This is a genomic window from Mycolicibacterium tusciae (assembly GCF_002086795.1).
GTDB classification, from domain to species: domain Bacteria; phylum Actinomycetota; class Actinomycetes; order Mycobacteriales; family Mycobacteriaceae; genus Mycobacterium; species Mycobacterium tusciae.
On the sequence record NZ_MVIM01000003.1, the window covers coordinates 1 to 19,310 of the forward strand.

Sequence of the window (19,310 nt, forward strand, 5' to 3'; positions counted from 1 at the left end):
ACCCGACGGAGTACTGGAATCTGCGAAGATGTAGTTCGCCGCCGCGTACTGATTGGTGAAGCCGAGAAATCCCGCCGCCGGGCGCGCCGCCACCACCGCCTCCGCCGCCGGGCGCGCCGCCACCGCCTCCGCCGCCCTAGATGCGCGCCGGCCGGTACATTCGGTCCGATGACCGCCAACGAGTGGAGCTTGGACGCCTCCGACGGTGAGCTGCTCGTGAAGACCGGCGTCGCGGGCAGGGCGGCCAAGATGGGCCACCGGTTGACGATCGCGATGACCGAATGGCAGGCCACGGTGCGGTGGAGCGGAGGCGAGCCCGTCGAGGCGGAGTTGACGGTCGAGGTGGGATCGCTTCAAGTGCGCAAGGGCGAGGGCGGTGTGAAGGGGCTGTCCGCGCCGGAGAAAGCGCTGGCGCGGTCGAACGCGTTGAATTCGCTTGATGCGCAACACTTCCCGCAGATCCGCTTTCACACCGATGACATCGACAAGTCGGATGATGGCTATCTGTTGACCGGCACGCTGGAGATCCACGGCGTGAGCAACGAACACGCGGTCAACCTGCGTGTCGATGATCTCGGCGAGACATGGCGACTGTCGTGTGAAGCCGACGTTGTGCAATCGGACTTCGACATCAAGCCCTACTCGATGCTGATGGGGTCTATGAAAGTCGTTGACTCCGTGACGGTGTCGTTCACCGCTGAGCGGGCGAAAGAGGGCTAGACCGCGACGTTGTCCAGCGCACGACGCGCGTAGATCTCGGCGAGGAATTGCTCGACGGCAACAGCTGCGTGCGCGGCGCGGGCCGAACCGAAAATATCGAAAGCATGCTGGGTGAACGGCAGTTCGGCGTACACGACCGGCGCTGTGCTGACTTCTCGCAGCCTTTCGACGAAGCCTCGCCCCTGCTCGACGGGAACAAGCGAGTCGTTTCGGCCGTGCAAGACGAAGAACGGCGGAGCGTCTGCGGAGACATAGGTCACCGGCGATGCGTCGACATAGGGCTGCCGGTTCGTCGTGAGCCGTTGTTTGACGACCATCTGCTCGAGCAGTTCGGGCATCGACGGATGCATCGCGTCCTCGAAGCGGGTGAAGTCGTAGACGCCGTAGAACGGGACTGCGGCCTGGACACGGGTGTCGGCGTCTTCGAACCCAGGCTGGAACCGCGGGTCGTTGGGCGTCAGCGCGGCCAGCGAGGACAGATGGCCACCGGCCGACCCACCGGTGATGGCGACGAAATCGGGGTCGCCGCCGTACTCGGCGATGTGTGTCTTCACCCATGCCAGGGCGCGCTTGACGTCGATGATGTGGTCGGGCCACGTGTTGCGTGGGCTGTGCCGGTAGTTGATCGCCACGCATACCCAGCCGAGTTCGGCAAGGTGGCTCATCAACGGATGCGCCTGTCCACGTTTGTTGCCGGTGGTCCACGCACCTCCGGGGATCTGGAACAGCACCGGCGCCTTGCCGTTTCGGTCGAGATCGGGCCGTCGCCAGATATCGAGATGATTGGCGCCGCCGTATTCGCCGTAGCTGATGTCGCCGTCGTGGGCGTAATCGCGAAAGATCCGCAGCATCCGCAGGGCGCCGGGCCTCTTGGCGGTGCCGTCGCCTGCCGGCCGACGCCACAAGCCTGCCGAGTCGGTGCGGCGATGAGTCCCAAGGCCGTTGTCCAATGCCATGGTCAGTGGGGCGGAGGCCTGGTGGCCGGCGCGGTTGAAGTTCAGCAGACCCAACGCGGACAGGCCAGCCACGATCCACGCCGTCCTTCGCACCGGATGCGTGAGGCGACGCGCGGTCAGTAGCAGTCCGGCGAGCTGGCTCACCAGTGTCTGCAGCGGGAACTCGGTTACTACGAGACCGAACGCCCACGAAAAGATCGACGGGTATCCCTTTCGCGCCAGTGGGCGATATCCGTTCAGGGTCGAAGCGGCGGTCAGTGCCGCGACAGCCAACGCCCCGACCTGCCGGGCGATGTGGGCGGCTCGGTTCTTCTGCATTCGGTCACGATACGAGGCGGCAATTGCATCCCGGATGGGGCTTCGCCCCTTCCCCGGCCGTGGTCGAGTTGCGATGTTTCGAAACACCGCCACCTCGTCGCGGGTTTTCGTTACGTTGGCCAGAGATGCTGCGAACGTGACTCATTTCGCACGGGGGTGTGGCAATGACAGAGCAGTCCTTTCTGCCAGTTCCGACCAAAGCCGAGCTTGCAATCTCGAAAGGATGGGTTCAGGGCGTCGCACTGGTCATGGTCTTCGGCTTCATGGTCATGGGCATACTGGCCGCCAGGACCTACACGGACTCGATGCCGCTGCCGCAGCGGGTGGTCGGCCCGGACGGTCAGACCCTGTTCACCGAGCAACAGGTCACCGCTGGACAGCAGATCTTCCTGCGCCGCGGCCTGCAGCAGTACGGCTCGATCATGGGCCACGGCGGCTACCTCGGTCCGGACTACACCGCGGAGTACCTGCGCTTGTCCGCCGACGACGTCGGCCAGCAGCTGCGCGACTCCGGATCGCCGGACCCGACGGCCGACCTCGTCACAATGATGCGGACCAACCGCTACGACAAGGACACCGGCACCCTGCAGTTCACCGCCGAGCAAGTGGCCGCCTTCGACAGGGTCCGTGCTCACTACGCCGACGTCTTCGGCACCGACTCGACCGAATACGGGCTGATCCCCCAGCTCATCACCGACCCCCAGGAAATCCACGATCTCACGGCGTTTTTCTGCTGGACGGCCTGGGCCGCCGCAGCCGAGCGTGAGGGTCACGCCTACTCCTACACCAACAACTGGCCACCCGAACAACGCGTCAACAACACCCCGACGGCCGACATCCTGGTCTGGTCGGCGATGTCGCTGATCGCCCTGCTGGCCGGGCTCGGCGCACTGTTCGCCCTCTACGGCCGGTGGAGCCGCAAAATCGGTTGGCACGCAACGGAAACCCCCTCGCTGGCCTTCCGCCAACCAGGCGAAGTGGAGATCACCCCGTCGCAGAAAGCCACCGCCTGGTTCTTCCTCGTCGTCGCGGTGCTCTTCCTCGGGCAGGCTGTGCTCGGCGGCGCCATCGAGCACTACCGCGCCGAGCTGAGCAACTTCTTCGGCTTCGACCTGGCCCAGATCCTGCCGTTCAACCTGGCGCGGACCTGGCACGTGCAACTGTCGCTGCTATGGACGGCGGCATCCTTCCTCGCCGCAGGCATCTTCCTCGCGCCCATCATCTCCGGCCGCGAACCACGGCGACAGTCGTGGCTGACGTACGGGCTGCTCGGTGCGCTGTTCGTCGTCGTGGCCGGCACCCTGGTGGGAACGGCGTTGAGCACCTTCGGCGTCGACTGGGCCAAGGGCTCCATCTTCTTCGACCAGCAGTGGGAATACCTCGACCTTCCGAGGTTCTGGCAGATCCTGTTGGTCGTCGGGCTGTTCTTGTGGATGGCGATCATCTTCCGGGCGATCCGCGCGCGTCTGAAGACCGAGAGCAAGCTCAACATGCCGTGGCTGTTCTTCTACGCCGGCCTGGCCATCCCCGCGTTCTACGCCGTCGGGATGCTCGCCGGTACCCAGACCCACCTGACCGTCGCCGAGTTCTGGCGCTTCTGGGTGGTGCACCTGTGGGTCGAGGACTTCCTCGAACTGTTCACGACGGTGATGGTCGCCTACATCTTCGTGATGCTCGGCGTGGTGCGCCGCCGGATCGCCATCCAGCTGATCTTCCTCGACGTCATCCTGTACTCGGTGGGCGGCGTGATCGGCACGATGCACCATCTGTACTTCTCCGGCACGCCAGTGGAACACATGGCCTTGGGCGCGTTCTTCTCCGCAATGGAAGTAATCCCGCTGACCTTCCTCACCGTCGAGGCGTGGACGTTCCTGCAATTGGGCTCGCGACAGCAGTCGCGCAGCAGCGCACCGTTCCCGCACCGCTGGGCGGTGATGTTCCTTGTCGCCGTGGGCTTCTGGAACTTCGTCGGTGCGGGCATCTTCGGCTTCCTGATCAACCTGCCCATCGTGTCCTACTACCAGATCGGGACGGCGCTGACCGCCAACCATGCCCACGGCGCGATGATGGGCGTCTACGGGATGCTCGCCGTCGGCCTGGCGCTGTTCGCGCTGCGCTACATCATCCCGTCGAAACGATGGCCGGACAAACTGGCCAAGCTGTCGTTCTGGTCGCTCAACATCGGCCTGGCGTGGATGGTCTTCGCCACCCTGCTGCCGCTGGGCGTGCTGCAGTTGTGGCACTCCGTCAACGACGGCTACTACGAGGCGCGCACTCTGGGCTACATCACCCAGTCGGGCAACGTCGTGCTCGAATGGTTGCGGATGCCCGGTGACTTTCTGTTCATCCTCGGTGGTGTGCTGCCGTTCGTCTGGATCGCCTGGCTCGGTGTGCGATACGGCATCAAGGCGACCACGCACACGATGCCCGCCGAGACCCTGTTCGTCGAGGAACACGCGCAGGCGGAGGAAGACCGCACCGGCCTGGCGGCGACGGGCGGCGGGTCGTCGCGCTATGCGTCGGATCGCCGGTTGCCTGACGACCACGACACCCTCGGAGGTAGTCCGTGACCGCGGGCATCGCGATCGAGACCTGGCTGTCGATCGGATACGCCGCCCTGCTCGTCGTGATCGCCTACGGCATCGACACGTTCGCGCGCCGCGCGGCGGCCAAGGTGGAACAACATCGGTCGGGCCCGTTCGTCTACCACGAGGACCACGACGCGTGGCTGTGCCCGCAGGATCAGTGGTTGTGGCCCAAGTCATTTGACCCCGACAACCGGGTCATGCGCTACCGGGGCAGCCCGACGGTGTGCAACGCCTGCCCGGTCAAGCACTCCTGCACCACCTCCAACGACGGTCGCGAGGTGAGCCGCGCGATCGACAGCTGGCCGGCCTCGGAGGCGGCACGCTTTCACCGCGGGATCGCCTGTGCCGTCAGCGCTATCGCCGTCATCTGGCCGCTGGCCATGGCGCTGGCGGCCGCCACCGTGCTGGAGACGGGGATGCTACTGGGGTGCGCCGTCGCGGTGGGTGTGCTTTCGCTGCCGCTGTGGTCGCACCTGCGCCGCACCCCGGCCGTCCCGCCGGGCGTGCTGTTCCAGTCACTCGACGACAACATCGAGGAGCGAAAGCGGTTGGCCGAAGCGGAAATCCGTCGTCGCACCTCCTACGCATCCGACCGCCGGGAGAAACGCTGATGAGTGGTCCGTTGACTGTCGCCGTCGTTGTCCTCGTCGCGCTGCTCGTCGCCGCGGTGTTCGCGTCCCTGCGCATCGTCAAGGAGTACGAACGCGGTGTGGCCTTCCGCCTCGGCCGGTTACGTGGATTGCTGGGTCCGGGAATCGTCGTCGTGCTGCCCGGCGTCGACAAGCTCGTGCGCGTCGACCTGCGCACGGTGACGCTGACCATCCCGCCCCAAGAGGTCATCACCCGCGACAACGTCACGGCGCGCGTCAATGCCGTCGTCCTGTTCCGGGTGACCGATCCGACGAAATCCGTGATGGCCGTGGAGAATTTCGCGGTCGCCACGTCTCAGATCGCCCAGACCACGCTGCGTTCGGTGGTCGGACGCGCCGACCTCGACACGCTGCTGGCCCACCGCGCCGATCTCAACGAGGACCTGGCCGCGTCCATCGCGAGCCAGACCGAACCCTGGGGGGTCAAGGTCGAGGTCGTCGAGATCAAGGACGTCGAGATCCCCGAGATGATGCAGCGGGCGATGGCCCGCGAGGCCGAGGCCGAGCGCGAGCGTCGCGCCAAGGTCATCAGCGCGCACGGCGAATTGCAGGCATCCGCGGAATTACGCGATGCCGCAATAACACTCAGTGAGAGTCCGGCGTCGCTGCAGTTACGCTATCTGCAGACCCTGCTGGAACTCGGCGCCGACCAGAACTCGACTGTCGTTTTCCCGATTCCGATGGATATCGTCCGCCCGTTCCTCGAGGGCGGCCGGACCAATTCGACGAACGACGCGAGCGGCGCCGACGCCGTCCCCCACATCAGGAGGGTGAGATCCGATGACTAGCGCAGCACCTGATCCTGGCATCACCGCGCCGGACGGTGACGACGTCGACGCTCCCGAGGTCGGCCGCCCCGTCGTCCTCGAACCCACGCCGCCGGGAATGTGGCGGGCGCTGCTGGGGATGGCGGTCGCCGTACTGGCGCCGATGTTGGGTTTCCTCGTCGGCGGCGTCTTCGGTGCCGGCACGATAGGCGAATCGGTCGATCCGATGTTCATCTCGCTGTTCGTCGGCATCGTGATCGGCGGGATCGGACTGCTGGTCGCGCTGTCCGGTGGGGCCCGGTTGTGGCGGCACTTCCATCGAGAGGATGAGGCCGAGTTCTGATCCGTCGGTCAGGCGCTGCGCTGCGCCGTGGATGTGGCCGATTCGTCGCTCAGGCGCCAACTTGTCGAATGTCACACCATTAGCTGATCGTTGACGCAGGCCACTATCTAGGGTGGTGCCACCTGATCGGGCGTGCTGAAGAATTCGCCGGTCTGGCCCTCGTGAACTGCGATTTCACGGGTAGGAGGGCGCAGCGGCGCATCTCGGCCATCAGGACGACGAGCGATCTGGGTGGTTGCTCAACGCGCTCGGGCGTGTCGGTAGGGTGCGCGTCCGATGGGAAGACACGCATTACCCAAAACGCGGCAACGGTCGCTGGCGTCCGTAGCTGTGGGCGCCGTCTCTGCCGCGACGTTGTTGGCTGTCGGGGCAGACAGTTATCCGCAGGTCAGTAGCGACGCCTCGTGCTTCAGAGAAGTCGCGACGTCGACACCGGCGCCGGTAGCGGTTCACCCGATCGGTCCCGAACCGGCCCGCTTGATCGTGTCGCCCACGTTGCCCCCCAGCGTTGCGCGGGAGACCGGACTCCAGGTCAAAACCATTTTGGCGGCACGTTCGGTCAGCGCAGAGTTTCCCGAGATTCTTGACATCGGCGGAGTCCGGTCGGATCCCTTGAAATGGCATCCGCACGGATTGGCGATCGACGTGATGATCCCCAACGCTCGCTCGGCAGCCGGGAAAGCGCTCGGGGACAGTGTGCTCGCGTACGTCCTGAAGAACGCAGAGCGCTTCGGCGTGAATCACGCCATCTGGAGGCAGACCATCTACCGGCCCAACGGCTCGAAAAGAGCGATGTCGGACGGCGGCTCGGACACGGCCAACCATTACGACCATGTTCACATCGCCACGGACGGCGGCGGGTATCCGCGGGATGGCCAGACCTACCTCCGCTGATACGCGGTCTGATCATTCACTCAGAGTGCTTGGCGATGTAGTCGTCGGCGTCCTTGTCGCGGTTGTCGACGTTGATCGTCGTCTCGCGTTCGGCATAGAACCGCAGCCACTGCATCGCCAACTCGTGGCGGAGCTCCAGGGAGGCGCTCTTGATGAAGTCCGGCATCGCCTCGCGCTCTTCCTCGTCGAGGTGTTCGCCGTTCTGCTTGCGGGCTTCGAAAACGGCGTCGAACCATTCCTCGGTTCCCGGCTTGTGTTGGCGTGAGCGACGAATCGCATCGCGGATCGCGTTGTGGTCGGTGATGGCGTCCTCGGTTTCGTCTTCCGGGTCGCCCTCGGGATTGCCGCGGTCCTCGCTACCGCCGTGCTTGAGCAGCGCCGGGTAGAACACGGCCTCCTCGGCTTCGGCGTGGACGTCGAGGCGGTCGCCGAGGGCGTCCCAGATCGCGGCGAGTTCGGCGTCGGACTTCGCGTCGTCCAGCAGGAAGAACTGACGACGAAACCAGTCGTGGTCGGCGTAGACGAGCTCGATGATGTCTGCCATGCAACAGCCTCCTCAGTCCGACGAGAGTGACACTAATTCGAACGTGCGCACCGCGCCCGGCACCGTGGCGCGGCACATGGACAGCAGCGGCTCCGACATCTTCTCCGCGAGAACGACATTCACCGAGCCCGAGTCTGTGCGGAGCGCGACGCGGATCTGGTGCTCCGCGTGCTCGACCTTCAGCGGTGACAGGGCGTGGATGCGGTCCTCGCCCAGGGACTCGCGGGCGAAGTACTGCGCGGCTTGCACCGGGTGGGGCAGGGATGTGCGTCCGCGTAGATATCTGTGGTCCAGCCGACCGTCGAGGTATTTGGCCACCAGGCCGGCGGAGTCGGTCGAGTCGACGCGCCCGTAGCACAGGCCCTCGGGCAGGATCAGCATGGTGGCGGCGAACCGGTCGCCGCCCAAATGCGAACATTCCCAGGTGAATTCGGGGTATTCGGCCGCGATGGCCGACGCCGCGCTGCGCCCGCGCACGGCGCAACACTGGTCGTGCTTGCCATGCGCGCAGACCGCGACAAGTGGGCCGTCGACGAGTTCGCCGTCCGAGCCGTCCAGGGCGATGTCGAGGTATCCGCGGGGGTCGTCGACCTCTCCGCCGTAGAGCGCCTCGCTGCCCTCCTCGCAATGCGCGATGAACCATCGCCAGCGCGGCGTCTCTGTCCGGCGTCCCGGCCGGCGTATCGCGGTGACCCGCAGGCCGTCGGTTTCGATGCGGCGGCAGACGCTGCGTCCCAGTTCGCGGTCGAGGAGCGAGGGAGAGTCGAGGAAGGCCGATGGCCCCCAGCCACCGGACAATTCGAGCATCGCCCAGGATCGTCCGGCGCCGGCCGTGCCGTAGATGGGGTCGTCACGCATCAGCGATTGGTCGCTGCACGGCGTGCGTTTGGGACTCATCCTTGAGTCGTACCATCCGCCACCACGACAGCCTCGCGCAACAACCGTCGAATGAGGACTTCTGAGTCGGCGTGGTCGAGGCCCGGCAGTGTTTCCGCGTCCGCGACGAGTCCGTGTTGCAGCGCCTCGAGCGCCGTAGCGCACGACTCCGGAAAGGTAATGGTCTTGTTTGGCAGTCGCAGGCGCACCTGGTCACCGAGGTGCTCGAGCGTGCCGATCAGCCCGTGGCGCCAGCGAACTCGCAGCGCACCGGCGGCGTCCATGGCGTCCAGGGTGGCCAGGGGCCGTACGGCGACGGGCCGGGTCCTTTGCGAGTGACGATCCGACAACTTCGCGGCCGTCTTGTCGCTGAGGTCGGCGGTCCGGTCCCGTACGGCGTCGGCGAGCTGTGCCATCACTTTGCTTGTCGTCGCAGCCATTTCACTGCGATCGGTGGCATCGATGCCCATGGGTAGAGATTTTCGGAACTCTTCGTCGTCGGCGAGCGTGTCGACGACGGCGCGTACCACGTCGAGGTACGTCAGCGCCGACACTCCGATCGTCAGGTGGATGGACGTGGTGTCCAGGGATCGGGCGGAATGCACCCACCCGCGGGGCAGATACAGTGCGTCGCCCGCCGACAGGACGGTGTCGATGATCGGGGCATCGGCGACGCGTGCGGTGATGGCGTCGCGGTGCTCGGTCCACGGCTGCGAGTCCAGTGGGTGCTGGTGCACGGGTTCGTGGACCGTCCAGCGTTTCTCGCCGGCGACCTGCAGGACGAAGACGTCGTGGACGTCGTAGTGGTGCTCGAATCCCTGGGCGTCCGGCGGGGTGATGTAGGCGTTGGCCTGGACGGGATGACCGAGGTCGTCGGTGAGGCCTCGGACGAAGTTGATCAGCGGGGGCCACAGCCGGTGCAGCCCCTGAAGGACGATCGTCGCGCCGGTCGCGAATTCGGCCAGCACCTTGGCCGAGTCGACCTGATCGGGCATCTCGGCGCCGAAGCCGGCCGATCCGGTGTAGCAGCTGCGGGCCAGCACGTCGCCGGTCTTGGCCATCCGGATGAAGGGCGCGCGTACCCCGCGCTCGGCGATCAGCTCGTCAACCGCAGTGGGTGACAGCAGATCGCTGAAGTCGCGGGGCAGCGCGGTGGCGCGGCTGAGCAGGGGTTTGCGGCCCCAGTATTCGGTGGCGAATGCACCGGTATCAGTTGCCACACACCGGCTCAGCATGCTGGCCTTAGGCGGTTCCGTCGGCACCGCCGTCGTGACCCTCGGGGTTGGAGCCGCCGTCGGCCGTGCCCTCGCCACTCTTTTCCTCGTCCGCGGTTCCGTCGGCGCCGCCGTCGTGGCCTTCGGGGTTGGAGCCGCCGTCGGCCGTACCTTCTCCGCCGCCGCCTGCTGTCGTCATATCGTCATCGTCGAGTGCCATGATCATTCCTTTCGTGGGCTGCAATCATGCTCTTCGGGTGTTCACCCGCCAAGCGCAGCCCAAACGCGGTAACGAGGGCAATTTCGCCGTCGATATCGGGCAGGCTAGATGGTGTCCCGCGCTTCGTCTGCGGCAGAAGTGTGAGTGAGCTGGCCATCAGGTTCGACGTGCACGGTGCCGTCCTCATGGGCCCCCGGCAGGTCCGGCATCTCATGACGATTACCTGTCGAGCGTCGGCGGAGGAACCACATCAGCACACCCGCCGACGTCGCCCCAGCCGCGATCACCGTCGGCCACGCCAAGGCCTGAGCGAGCCAGACGCGCCGCTGCACCTTGACGATCCGCTGTTCTGCATGCCGAAGCCGGTTCAGCTTGTTCATGCCTGCCGGGATGCCCAGGACGAACCCGCAGAAAACCAGCAGGGGTCGAGATCCGCAACGAGGGGTTGGGCGCTGCGACGCGGACCGGGGGCACTATCCGAGTTGCCAAGCTCACAGCGACTGTGTCGCTCAAGTACTACGGCTCGTCCCACCATTAGCGACTGTGTCGCTCTGAGCTTGGCAACTCGATAGTCGACCGGACTCCGCCAGCGCGGCCAGGTACCGGATGTCCGGAAGAGCAGATCGCCGCCCGGCTGTGGAAGCCGAAGTAGATACGGCAGCCGGGAATTCTCATCCGGATTGAGCGCGATGACCAACTCCGCCACACGTCGAGTGTGCCCGCCGACACCGCCTCCATGAGCTTGGCGTGCTCGTTGCGAAGTTCTCGCTGCGGAATGGTCCTGGCCATGGATTGAGTGTCGCTAAATGTGCTGGAGAGCGCTACGCATTTGCCAGTGCTGCCGTTGCAAGGTGGCTCTGGAGAGGACCGACTCACTGTCACTGGACGGCACGACATGATGAGAGCCATGGACGGAACACGGGTGAAGCGGACGATGCGTGCCCTCGGAGCAGTGCTCGGCGTGATCGCGGCATTGCTGATGTGCGGACCGACCGCAGGAGTTGCGCAGGCGGCCGTCGCGGCGCCGGCGGGGGATGCCATCGCGATCGGCGACCCGCACGCACTCGGGGTGGTCGATCTGTACGTGGATCCGATGTGCCCGTTCAGCGGGCAGATGGTCCAAGAGCAGGGCGACGAAATCAGTCAACGCATCGAGAACGGCATGCTTCGCGTCAACCTTCGATTCGTGAACTTCCTCGACAAGTACTCGGCCAGCAAGACTTACGACATTCGCGCGACCTATGCGACCTTCGTAGTGGCTGACCAATCGCGATTGAGCGACACCACGTGGCGCTTCGTGCAGCAGATCTTTTCGGCTGAGCAGCAGCCGCAAGAGGGAGGGCCGACGGATCTTGATAACAATCAGCTCGCCGAGCTGGCCAACCGCGTCGGGGCACCCCCACCGGCCCGAGATCTCATCAGGCTCGGCCTGCCGATCGGGTACGACGCCCGTGCCATCGCCGCCAACAACCTCGCGCTCCTGCGCGAGTTCCCCGAGCCCGGTGTCCCGACCGTCGTGATCGATGGCGCACCCATCGACGGGAATACGGACTGGCTCGACCAACTCCCGGGCTGAGACGCCCTGACCGCCACCTCGGGGTCCGCTTGTGGCCAGGCGCTGTGGACCGCCTTAAACCCCTTTTGCTGGAGTGATAGCGGGCTTAGTCAATCAGCTGCAATATGACGGCTTCACCCCGAGCGAGGCTCAGTACGGTGCTGAAGCGGCGTCCCGCTGACCAGGTTGGCGTTATTGGTCCTGGTTCATCACGTACACCAGTCGAACGGTTCTTCCGCCACCAGCATCCCCGGCCCGTGGATGGCCAATCCGTCACGACTAGACCGCAGTGTGTGCCGGTACCTTCGGGGTCTTTTTTTCCCATCTCTTGACGCAGTGAGGTGAACTCCGAGATGGTTCTGGTGGCGACGGTCGCGACGGGGCGGACGTTGCGACCGGTGGCCTCGGTCTTGGACACCATGACCACGCTGTCGATTCCGAGTTCGGTTGGCAATCAACCGGCACGGAGCGCGGCTGCGGTCATGGTAAGGGCCATTCGTGCACCGGGGCACCCGTGTGCGCGTGCTCGACATACCGCCGAGTCATCTCATGCAGCGCCCCGACCCGCTCGAGCCCGCGCTCCTGCAGACCGCGCACCGTTTCTATCTGCCAGGCGGCACCGGTACGGCCGCTGCGAACCCGCGCTTCGATGACTCCGAGGTACCGATCGCGGTCGTCGGTGTCCACGCCCCAGGCGTCCAGGCCGGCTGCGGCGGCCGGCAGCAGGACCTCGAGGGTGAGTCGATCGGCCGGGTGATCGGTGCCCCGCCAAAACAATTGCGCCGCCAAGCCGTCGCGGGCCGCGCGGTGCAGGTCCCGCTCGGCGACGTCGAACGACATCTGCTCCCACGGCGCGGGGTCGCTGTCGGCGACCGTGCGGACCAGCCCGTAATAGAACGCGGCGTTGGCGATCATGTCGACGGCGGTCGGCCCGCTGGGCAGGACCCGGTTTTCGATGCGCAGCTGCGGATGCCCGGCCTGCACGTCGTAGACCGGACGGTTCCAGCGCCACACCGTGCCGTTGTGCAGCCGGAGCTCCCGCAGCCCCGGGGTATGCCCGGCCGCGAGCGCGGCATCGGGATCCTCGGCCTCCAGTGTCGGGACCAGCGGCGCAAAGTCGCGGACGACTTCGTCGAACAGCTCTACCGGGTCGTCGATCCACCGGTCGCCCAGGCGAACCCGCGCCGGAGCGCCCGCGCGGACCTCTTTGGGACGGCGGGTGTCAAGCAGCTGCTCCAACAACGTGATTCGGGTTTCCTGCCACGCCTGGTACCCGAGCAGGTATGGCGCGTTGGCGCCCACCGCCACCTGAGCGCCGGCGATCGTCTGGGCGGCGTTGTAGTAGGCGGCGAACCGGTCCGGTGGCACCCGCAGGTGCAGCTGCAGGCTGGTGGTGGCGGCGTCGGGGGCGACGGAGTCGGTGCTGAACTCCACGGGCTCGCATCCGTCGTCGATGCGCACCGAGAAGGGACGGTGGCGAGCGGCGCGTATCCGGCGCGACAGCAGCTCGTAACGCGGGTTGTGTGAGATGCGCTCGACGGTCAGCTGGTCGGCGCTCAGGGTGGGCAGCATGCCGACGGCGATCATCCGAACGCCGAGCCCCTCGATCGCGGCCCTGCACCTGTCGAGCACGTCGGCGAGGGCGGATTCGGACTCGCGCAAGACCGTGCCCCGTAAGGGGAGGGGAGCCAGGTTCAGCTCGACGTTGAACTGGCCGAGCTCGTGCTGCATGTCCGCCCGGCCCAGGCGTGTCAGGACCGCGTCGTTGATCAGCCGCGGCCGGCCCAATGGGTCCACGAGATCGAACTCCACCTCCATGCCGATGGTGTCCTCGTGGGCGCTGAACCAACCGCCGTCGACCATGCGTCGCAACGCGGCGACACACTGCTCAAGCCGGCGCCGTACCGCGTGGTCGTCACCGACAGCAAGGGCGGATGGCTCGACCCGCTCACCCATGGCGCCCTCCCTTGCGGTACTCCTCGGCTGTCGTATCAGCGCCAACAGGCCGACACCACGCTGAGGTGAGCTTTCCGCCGATGGTCGCCAGCCGCAAGGGCGCGTACGCGGCGCCTCAGACCGCGGCGGGCACTTTGGCAGCCGACTTACGCATCTCCTGCTTGATCGACGTGAACTCCGAGATGGTCCTGGTGGCCACCGTCGCGACGGGGCGGACATTGCGACCGGTGGCCTCGGTCTTGGACACCATCACCACGCTGTCGATGTAGGGCTGGATCGTGGTGGCGTTCTGCACGGTCGCCACAATCACCAGCTGGAAGCCGAACTTCCGGAACGCCGACAGTGCCTGCTGGGCGAACTGCGGGTCCGACTTGGAGAACGCCTCGTCGAGCATCAGCTGCGCGAACACCGGTGTGTTGTCGGCACTTTCGGGGCTGGCCAGATTGAAGCTCAGCGCGCCTGCGAGGCAGAACGCCATCAGCTTCTCCTGCTCGCCGCCGGAGTTGTCACCCGCGTTGCTGTGCGTGCGGATGAGTTCGTCACCCGCCCACTCCGCGCAGTCGAACGTGAACCGGTTGCGCACGTCGAGCGCGTCGCGGGTCCAGGCTTTGTCCTCCGGCGCAGTGGACGCCAACCGGTTACGCAGCCGCAGGATGTCGGCGTACTGGTCGAGGATCGCCTGCTTGTCGCCCAGACCCACCTCGGCGATGCGCCGCGAGATGGATCGCACGACCTCGGTGAGCTCCGCGACCGCGGGCAGCTGCCGCGGAGTGGCGCGCAGCGTGAGCCGGGTGCCGCGGTTGAACTCCACTGCACCCAGTCCGGTGTTGACGCGGTCGATCTGCTCGGCGATGCGCCTCGCCTCCTGCTCGGCAACGCGATGCAGCGTGAGGATCGCGTCCGGCGCCTGCTCGGTGACGAGGCGCATCATCCGTTCGTAGGCCTCGGGCAGCTCGCGCTCGTCGATGTGGCGGCACAGCGCGACGTAGTCGTGCACCCGCTCGTCGAAATCCTCGCTGTCGTTGGGGATCGCGTCGGGGAACGACGTGTCGAACGTGTTGAGGATGCGGGCCAATTCATCGTAGGAGCGGCGCCGGCTCTCGCGCAGCTGCTCGCGTTCCTTCTTGATCGACGTGAACAGCGCGTCGCGGTGCGGCTCGGGGTCGAGCAGCTCCAGGCTGACCGGCAGCGCGGCGGCGTAGCGGTGCAGCAGCTCGGTCAGCGGCTCGGACACGAACGCCGGCGACAGCCGCTCGGCCAGCTCCATCAGCCGGGTGCGGCGGTCGTCGAGGCCGTCGCGCCGGGTCTGGATCGCGCCGCGGCGCGTCATGAATTTCTGGATCTGCGACCAGCATTCGTCGGCGCGGGCGTTCAGCGCATCGAGATCGGGGTTCTCGGCGAGTAGCAGTTCGTACTGTTCGCGCAGCCGGTCGGCGTGCCCGTCGGCGGTCTCGGTGTCGATCTGGCTCCACTGCGGGTACTGCTCGCAGATCGCTTTGCACGCCGCGGCGCGGTCGCGCCATTCCTGACGCTGGGCGGCGGTGTCGTCGGCTTTACGACGCGCGTGTTGGTAGGCCTCTTCCGCGGTGGCGAGTTCCAGTGTCAGCGCGTTGATCTTGGCGGTGACGTCACCCTGGTACAGGTACTCGGACTGCCTGATCGCGCCGCGGTCGTCTTTGATGGCGAGCCGGTCGGAGTCCTTGTACAGCCCCGTGTCGGTGACCGCGCGGCGGAAGCGGGCGAACACGTCGGGGGTGTCGACGCAGATGTGGTCGCCGGCGTTGGCAATGACATCGACCGCCTCGGCTGCGCACGGATGCTTGGGATCGACGGCGAACAGCTTGCCCGCCAACGTGTTCGGCTCCGGTTCTTCCGGCTCGGCGCCCAGGAACTTGACGCGGACATGGTGCAGCTGCAGCCGTCCGCGCATGTCGGTCTCGTTGACGAACCGCAGGACCTTTTCCCAGTGCTGGTCGGGCACGAGCAACCGCAGGCCCGCGCCTCTGAGGACCTTTTCGACGGCGGTGCGCCAGCGGGTCTGGTCGGGTTTGAGGTCGAGGAGCTCGGCGATGTAGGGCAGGTCGGTGGGGTCGAGTTTGAGCGCGGCGCAGATGTGGTCGCGCATCGCGATGGCGAACTCGGGCAGCGCCGAGCCGACGTGCTCGACGCGCTTGAGTTCCTTGGCGGCGGCGTCGCGGGCAATGCGGGCGGACTTCTGCGCGTACTCGGCGTCGGTCGACGCCTCGCGGTGGCGTTCGACCTTGGCGAGCAGGTCGGTGGCCTGGGTGAGCAGTTCCTCGCGCAGGTTCCAGAACTCGTCGGCGGTGTCGGGGACCTCGATGTCCTGGGCGGCCAGCAGATCGTCGTACGCGGCGCGGCGGCGCTCGATCTGCTCGGCTTCGGTTTCGGCGGCGGTCACCTGGGACTGCAGCGGGGCGAGGTTCGCACTGGAGCCGCTGATCTGGGCGTTGAGCGAATCCGCTTCGGCCTTGGCCAGATTCAGGCTGCGGGTGACGTCCTCGTATTCGTTCTCGAGCTGGTCGATGGTGCCGTCTAACGTGGTGATCTGGGTGGGGCATTGCGCGAGGCGGACGTGGTCGGTGAAGGCGCGCACCATGGGGGCGTCGACGAGGTCGATGATGCCGAGGTCTGAGGACTCGGAGGCGTAGCGGTGGTGGATCTGCTCGATGTCGCCGAGGATCTTGCGCTTCTTCTGTGCGACGGCCAGCAGTTCGCGGGCCTCGACCAGCGGGTCGATCTGCTTGAGCGCCTCTGGCAGCCGGGCGAGGCTGTCGGGTTCGTCGAGCATGAACTCGCGGACGAACTGTTCCAGTCCGCCAACGCTTTTCAGCGACTTGGCCTTGCCGAGCAGCTGCTGGGCGGCGTCGGACGCGCGGATACCGATGGTGGCGTACAGCTGGGCCAGGTACTGGGACTCGACCTTGGTGGAGAAGCGCCATTGGTCAGTGAAGACCTTGGCGTCGAAGCGGCCAGATGCCCATCGGTTGCAGACGTCTTCGATGTCGAGGTCGCCGTCGCCGAGGACGAAGCGGCTCGACGAGTCGTTGCGGGACTCGCCGGTGAGCCATTTGAGGACGAGGCCGGTGACGGTGCGCCCGGAGTCGCTGGCGTAGGTGACGGCGACGGCGGACCAGGCGGTGCCGTCGCCGCGCAGGTACATGACGCGGCTGGTGCCGCCGTCGCTGCGCTGCCCCCAGGCGCCGCGGACGTACTTGTCGACGGTGCGGCGGCCGGCGCTGGATCCGGCGGCGGTGTTGTCGCCGGAGGCGTTGAAGTTGCGGCGGTTGAACGGCAGGAAACCGAGCGAAATCGCGTCGAGCAGTGAGGATTTGCCGCTTCCGGAGGCGCCGGCGATGAGGGCGCCGCCGCTGCTGAACGGGATGGAGTGGTAGCCGTCGAAGACGCCCCAGTTGATGACCTGCAACCGGGACAGGTGGAACTGCTCAGTCATCCTCGTCCTCAACGTCGTCGTCGGCGGGTGCGTCGCCGTTGAGTAGCTGCTCGAACTGCTGCTGCAACTCGGTGATGACCGAGGCGGTCATGATGGCGGTGATGACGGGGGAGATGGTGTAGCTGTCCTCGTCGTCGCGGCTCTTGCGCAGGATCTCCAGACCGGTGAGCCGGGCGATGGCGCCGTCGATGCGGGCGGCAAAGGTGACGGCGTCGCGGTCGGTGTCGTTGAGGATGGCGGAGAACAGGCCGTGCATCTCCTCGCGGCTGATGAGCACGCTCTGTCCGGCGGCGGCGCGCATCATCTGGGCGAGGTGCAACGCGAGGATGGAGTCGTAGGTGCCGAGCGGCTCGCGGCGCAGAACCTTGATGCCCCTGGCAGATTCGTAGCGGGCTTGTTCGATGAACGCGATGTCGGTGCCATCGACGATGCGCAGGATCAGGTCGAGTTCGGAGAGCCGGACGGCAAGCTCCTTCCGATACTCGATGACCCAGCTGTAGACGTCGGCGTCGGCCTCGGCGCTGAGGTAGCGGCGGGTGAGCAGGTGCTGCAGGGCCCAGCAGGCGCGGTCGGGGAGTTCGGAGACGTCGCCGTCGAAGCGTGGACGGCGGATGCCGGGTGGGCGGGCGGTCTGTTGGTCGACCTGGGGGAGTTCGGAAAATGCGGCGAAGTCGGCGTCTTGCTCGGTCGTGGTCACCTGCGTTCCTCGCTCTGCAATTGGTCGGACGCCTCAACATAGGTCACGGGCCCGACATGTTCGGCGCGGGACGGCGTCGTGTCGGCGGAGAAATCTGGGAGGCGCGAGTTTGCCGACGTCAGCGTCGGCGTGCCGGGTTCGGGCGTCCTAGCCGCCGTATCGCCTCTCACCACGGGCGGTGGTTATGGGCGGAGTGGGCTCCACATGCCGGATGCCCCGGGGCCGCCCGGATCGCACCCATAGCGCGTACAACCCCGCGGCGATCAGTAAGGCCGCGCCGATGGAGATGATGGGCTCCCCGCGCGAGACATTGATCACGAGGGTGAAACTGACCGCGGCCGCGCCCGTCAAATTGATTGCAAGATAGCCGAACTGCCTCTGCTGCCAGGAAAACCGGCACATGGAGACTAGGCCGGCGTGGAAGGCCACAAACACCGCCGCGGCGTAGAAAAGCACGAGTTCCTGGTCGCGCCCGCGTGCTGCCAGGATGATCACGCCCGCAGCGAGCGTGAACACGGCGACGCCCCAGCGTGTATCGGCTGTTCGTGCGGCCCAACACCGCCGGCAGGATTCCGGTGCTGGTTCCGTCGATGTCTCGTTTCCGCGCAAGCGCTTTCAAGAGGCCGGGGCCGGCTTGGAAGGAGGAGCTGGCCGCCGACAGCAGCAGCAGCGCGGTGGCGAGCTGAAAGGCGGCGAACAACGGTGGGGCGGTGGCGACGCGGGCGAGTTCTGCGATCTGGGTCGAGTCGTCGGGCGGGACGCCGATGCGCAGATGCACAAGCTCTGCGGTCAGGCCCAGGGTGAGCGTGCCGACCACGAGCAGGGTGAGCCACAGCGTAATTCGGCCGAATTTGCGGCGGGCGGCATCATCGAGCTGCCCAAGCTGCGCGATCGCCGACGACGGAGCCTCGATGCCCGTGGCAAGCGCCATGGCTACCGGGAAAGCGAGTGCGACCGCCAAGGGTGGGGCGTGGCCTGCGGCGATCTCCGCGGGCGCACCTGTGCGCGGCGTGACAAAGAGTCCGCAGACGAGCACCACCACGGCCAAGACGACGAATGCAGCGGTCATGACGGCGAACACGGTCCGGCCCCGGTGGCCGAACCAGGTGCCGGCGGCGACCCCGGCGACCAGCAGCAGCGCAATGGGGGCTCGTAGGCCGGCGAGGCTGGGAAAGAACGCGATGATCGCAGAGGCGGCGGCCGCGGTGCTGATGGCGATGGTGAGGGCGAAGTCGACGATCAGTGCTGCGATGGGAATGAATGCGCTGGCTTCCCCGAATGCCTCCGCGGCCGCGGCGGGGGCGCCCCCACCTTGGGGATAGCGGCCGACCAACTGGTGATAGTTGACGACCAAGACGGCGATGATAGCGACGACAAGACCCATCGTGGGTAGCAGCAGCGCGATGTCTCCGCGCAATGCACGAAGAGCGGCTTCGATAGCGTAGGCGACCGAGGACACTGGGTCGGCCATCACTGCGAAGGAGAACGCGAATAGCAGCACGGCCCGGTTGGTCATGTTCCTGGCGGGGCTAGTGGGCCT

The 19,310-nt window shown here is 66.4% G+C and carries 17 protein-coding genes and 1 pseudogene; 7 read left to right on the top strand and 11 right to left on the bottom strand.

The window, feature by feature from the left end; genetic code table 11:
* Positions 1 to 168 precede the first annotated feature (168 nt).
* Entirely contained in the window at positions 169 to 720 is a 552-nt protein-coding gene (locus BST47_RS05905) for a YceI family protein (RefSeq protein WP_083124318.1), read from the top strand.
* Here BST47_RS05905 and BST47_RS05910 read toward each other — a convergent pair.
* Positions 717 to 1,994, bottom strand: a complete 1,278-nt coding sequence (locus tag BST47_RS05910; protein WP_083124319.1) for an alpha/beta hydrolase — start codon at positions 1,992 to 1,994, stop codon at positions 717 to 719. The genes BST47_RS05905 and BST47_RS05910 overlap by 4 nt on opposite strands.
* 164 nt (positions 1,995 to 2,158) lie before the next feature.
* Between BST47_RS05910 and BST47_RS05915 the strand changes: the two genes are divergently transcribed.
* The 5 genes from BST47_RS05915 (at position 2,159) to BST47_RS30885 (ending at position 7,236) form a co-directional block, all read left to right on the top strand.
* Positions 2,159 to 4,564: a nitric-oxide reductase large subunit gene (locus tag BST47_RS05915; protein ID WP_083124320.1), complete on the top strand. Its 2,406-nt coding sequence runs from the start codon at positions 2,159 to 2,161 to the stop codon at positions 4,562 to 4,564.
* Complete coding sequence (locus BST47_RS05920; protein ID WP_083124321.1) at positions 4,561 to 5,193, top strand: hypothetical protein; 633 nt, start codon at positions 4,561 to 4,563, stop codon at positions 5,191 to 5,193. Before BST47_RS05915 ends, BST47_RS05920 begins: the two co-directional genes overlap by 4 nt.
* Positions 5,193 to 6,020 (top strand): slipin family protein, encoded by an 828-nt coding sequence (locus BST47_RS05925; protein ID WP_107528879.1) that lies wholly within the window; start codon positions 5,193 to 5,195, stop codon positions 6,018 to 6,020. The genes BST47_RS05920 and BST47_RS05925 overlap by 1 nt, the downstream gene beginning before the upstream one ends.
* On the top strand, positions 6,013 to 6,342 hold the full coding sequence (locus BST47_RS05930; RefSeq protein WP_083124322.1) for a hypothetical protein: 330 nt from the start codon (positions 6,013 to 6,015) through the stop codon (positions 6,340 to 6,342). Before BST47_RS05925 ends, BST47_RS05930 begins: the two co-directional genes overlap by 8 nt.
* Positions 6,343 to 6,618: 276 nt before the next feature.
* Entirely contained in the window at positions 6,619 to 7,236 is a 618-nt protein-coding gene (locus BST47_RS30885) for a VldE C-terminal domain-containing protein (RefSeq protein WP_207568546.1), read from the top strand.
* A 16-nt stretch (positions 7,237 to 7,252) separates the two neighbouring features.
* On the opposite strand, the gene BST47_RS05940 is transcribed toward BST47_RS30885, so the two are convergent.
* The 6 genes and pseudogenes from BST47_RS05940 to BST47_RS31740 all read right to left on the bottom strand — a co-directional run.
* Positions 7,253 to 7,780: a hemerythrin domain-containing protein gene (locus BST47_RS05940; RefSeq protein WP_083124323.1), complete on the bottom strand. Its 528-nt coding sequence runs from the start codon at positions 7,778 to 7,780 to the stop codon at positions 7,253 to 7,255.
* 12 nt (positions 7,781 to 7,792) lie between these two features.
* Positions 7,793 to 8,677 (bottom strand): ferredoxin family protein, encoded by an 885-nt coding sequence (locus BST47_RS05945; RefSeq protein ID WP_083124324.1) that lies wholly within the window; start codon positions 8,675 to 8,677, stop codon positions 7,793 to 7,795.
* Positions 8,674 to 9,891, bottom strand: a complete 1,218-nt coding sequence (locus tag BST47_RS05950; protein ID WP_083124326.1) for a cupin domain-containing protein — start codon at positions 9,889 to 9,891, stop codon at positions 8,674 to 8,676. The genes BST47_RS05945 and BST47_RS05950 overlap by 4 nt, the downstream gene beginning before the upstream one ends.
* 7 nt (positions 9,892 to 9,898) lie before the next feature.
* On the bottom strand, positions 9,899 to 10,090 hold the full coding sequence (locus tag BST47_RS05955) for a hypothetical protein (RefSeq protein WP_083125074.1): 192 nt from the start codon (positions 10,088 to 10,090) through the stop codon (positions 9,899 to 9,901).
* Positions 10,091 to 10,194: 104 nt separating this feature from the next.
* A complete protein-coding gene (locus BST47_RS05960) occupies positions 10,195 to 10,470 on the bottom strand; it encodes a hypothetical protein (protein WP_083124328.1) in 276 nt (91 codons plus the stop codon).
* Between the two features lie 200 nt (positions 10,471 to 10,670).
* Positions 10,671 to 10,796, bottom strand: a pseudogene (locus BST47_RS31740) (ERCC4 domain-containing protein); the annotation flags it as partial.
* A 201-nt stretch (positions 10,797 to 10,997) separates the two neighbouring features.
* Here BST47_RS31740 and BST47_RS05970 point away from each other — a divergent pair.
* Entirely contained in the window at positions 10,998 to 11,666 is a 669-nt protein-coding gene (locus BST47_RS05970) for a DsbA family protein (protein WP_165799746.1), read from the top strand.
* Positions 11,667 to 12,125: 459 nt separating this feature from the next.
* Here BST47_RS05970 and BST47_RS05975 read toward each other — a convergent pair whose 3' ends face one another.
* The 4 genes from BST47_RS05975 to BST47_RS05990 form a co-directional block, all read right to left on the bottom strand.
* Positions 12,126 to 13,601 carry a glutamate-cysteine ligase family protein gene (locus BST47_RS05975; protein ID WP_083124333.1) on the bottom strand — a complete coding sequence of 492 codons (1,476 nt, stop codon included), beginning with the start codon at positions 13,599 to 13,601 and terminating at the stop codon, positions 12,126 to 12,128.
* A gap of 115 nt (positions 13,602 to 13,716) precedes the next feature.
* Positions 13,717 to 17,073, bottom strand: coding sequence for an ATP-binding protein (locus BST47_RS05980; RefSeq protein ID WP_083124335.1), 3,357 nt, complete (start codon positions 17,071 to 17,073; stop codon positions 13,717 to 13,719).
* Positions 17,066 to 17,770 carry a DUF4194 domain-containing protein gene (locus BST47_RS05985; protein ID WP_083124337.1) on the bottom strand — a complete coding sequence of 235 codons (705 nt, stop codon included), beginning with the start codon at positions 17,768 to 17,770 and terminating at the stop codon, positions 17,066 to 17,068. Before BST47_RS05985 ends, BST47_RS05980 begins: the two co-directional genes overlap by 8 nt.
* Positions 17,771 to 17,936: 166 nt before the next feature.
* Entirely contained in the window at positions 17,937 to 19,286 is a 1,350-nt protein-coding gene (locus tag BST47_RS05990) for an amino acid permease (RefSeq protein WP_234809592.1), read from the bottom strand.
* Between the last annotated feature and the right edge of the window lie 24 nt (positions 19,287 to 19,310).

Bases quoted from the DNA above. Each gene is read 5' to 3' on its own strand.
- BST47_RS05915 (WP_083124320.1), top strand. From the start codon at position 2,159: ATGACAGAGCAGTCCTTTCTGCCAGTTCCGACCAAAGCCGAGCTTGCA.
- BST47_RS05980 (WP_083124335.1), bottom strand. From the start codon at position 17,073: ATGACTGAGCAGTTCCACCTGTCCCGGTTGCAGGTCATCAACTGGGGC.
- BST47_RS05910 (WP_083124319.1), bottom strand. From the start codon at position 1,994: ATGCAGAAGAACCGAGCCGCCCACATCGCCCGGCAGGTCGGGGCGTTG.
- BST47_RS05940 (WP_083124323.1), bottom strand. From the start codon at position 7,780: ATGGCAGACATCATCGAGCTCGTCTACGCCGACCACGACTGGTTTCGT.
- BST47_RS30885 (WP_207568546.1), top strand. From the start codon at position 6,619: ATGGGAAGACACGCATTACCCAAAACGCGGCAACGGTCGCTGGCGTCC.
- BST47_RS05975 (WP_083124333.1), bottom strand. From the start codon at position 13,601: ATGGGTGAGCGGGTCGAGCCATCCGCCCTTGCTGTCGGTGACGACCAC.
- BST47_RS05955 (WP_083125074.1), bottom strand. From the start codon at position 10,090: ATGGCACTCGACGATGACGATATGACGACAGCAGGCGGCGGCGGAGAA.
- BST47_RS05945 (WP_083124324.1), bottom strand. From the start codon at position 8,677: ATGAGTCCCAAACGCACGCCGTGCAGCGACCAATCGCTGATGCGTGAC.
- BST47_RS05950 (WP_083124326.1), bottom strand. From the start codon at position 9,891: ATGCTGAGCCGGTGTGTGGCAACTGATACCGGTGCATTCGCCACCGAA.
- BST47_RS05990 (WP_234809592.1), bottom strand. From the start codon at position 19,286: ATGACCAACCGGGCCGTGCTGCTATTCGCGTTCTCCTTCGCAGTGATG.
- BST47_RS05930 (WP_083124322.1), top strand. From the start codon at position 6,013: ATGACTAGCGCAGCACCTGATCCTGGCATCACCGCGCCGGACGGTGAC.
- BST47_RS05925 (WP_107528879.1), top strand. From the start codon at position 5,193: ATGAGTGGTCCGTTGACTGTCGCCGTCGTTGTCCTCGTCGCGCTGCTC.
- BST47_RS05970 (WP_165799746.1), top strand. From the start codon at position 10,998: ATGGACGGAACACGGGTGAAGCGGACGATGCGTGCCCTCGGAGCAGTG.
- BST47_RS05905 (WP_083124318.1), top strand. From the start codon at position 169: ATGACCGCCAACGAGTGGAGCTTGGACGCCTCCGACGGTGAGCTGCTC.
- BST47_RS05960 (WP_083124328.1), bottom strand. From the start codon at position 10,470: ATGAACAAGCTGAACCGGCTTCGGCATGCAGAACAGCGGATCGTCAAG.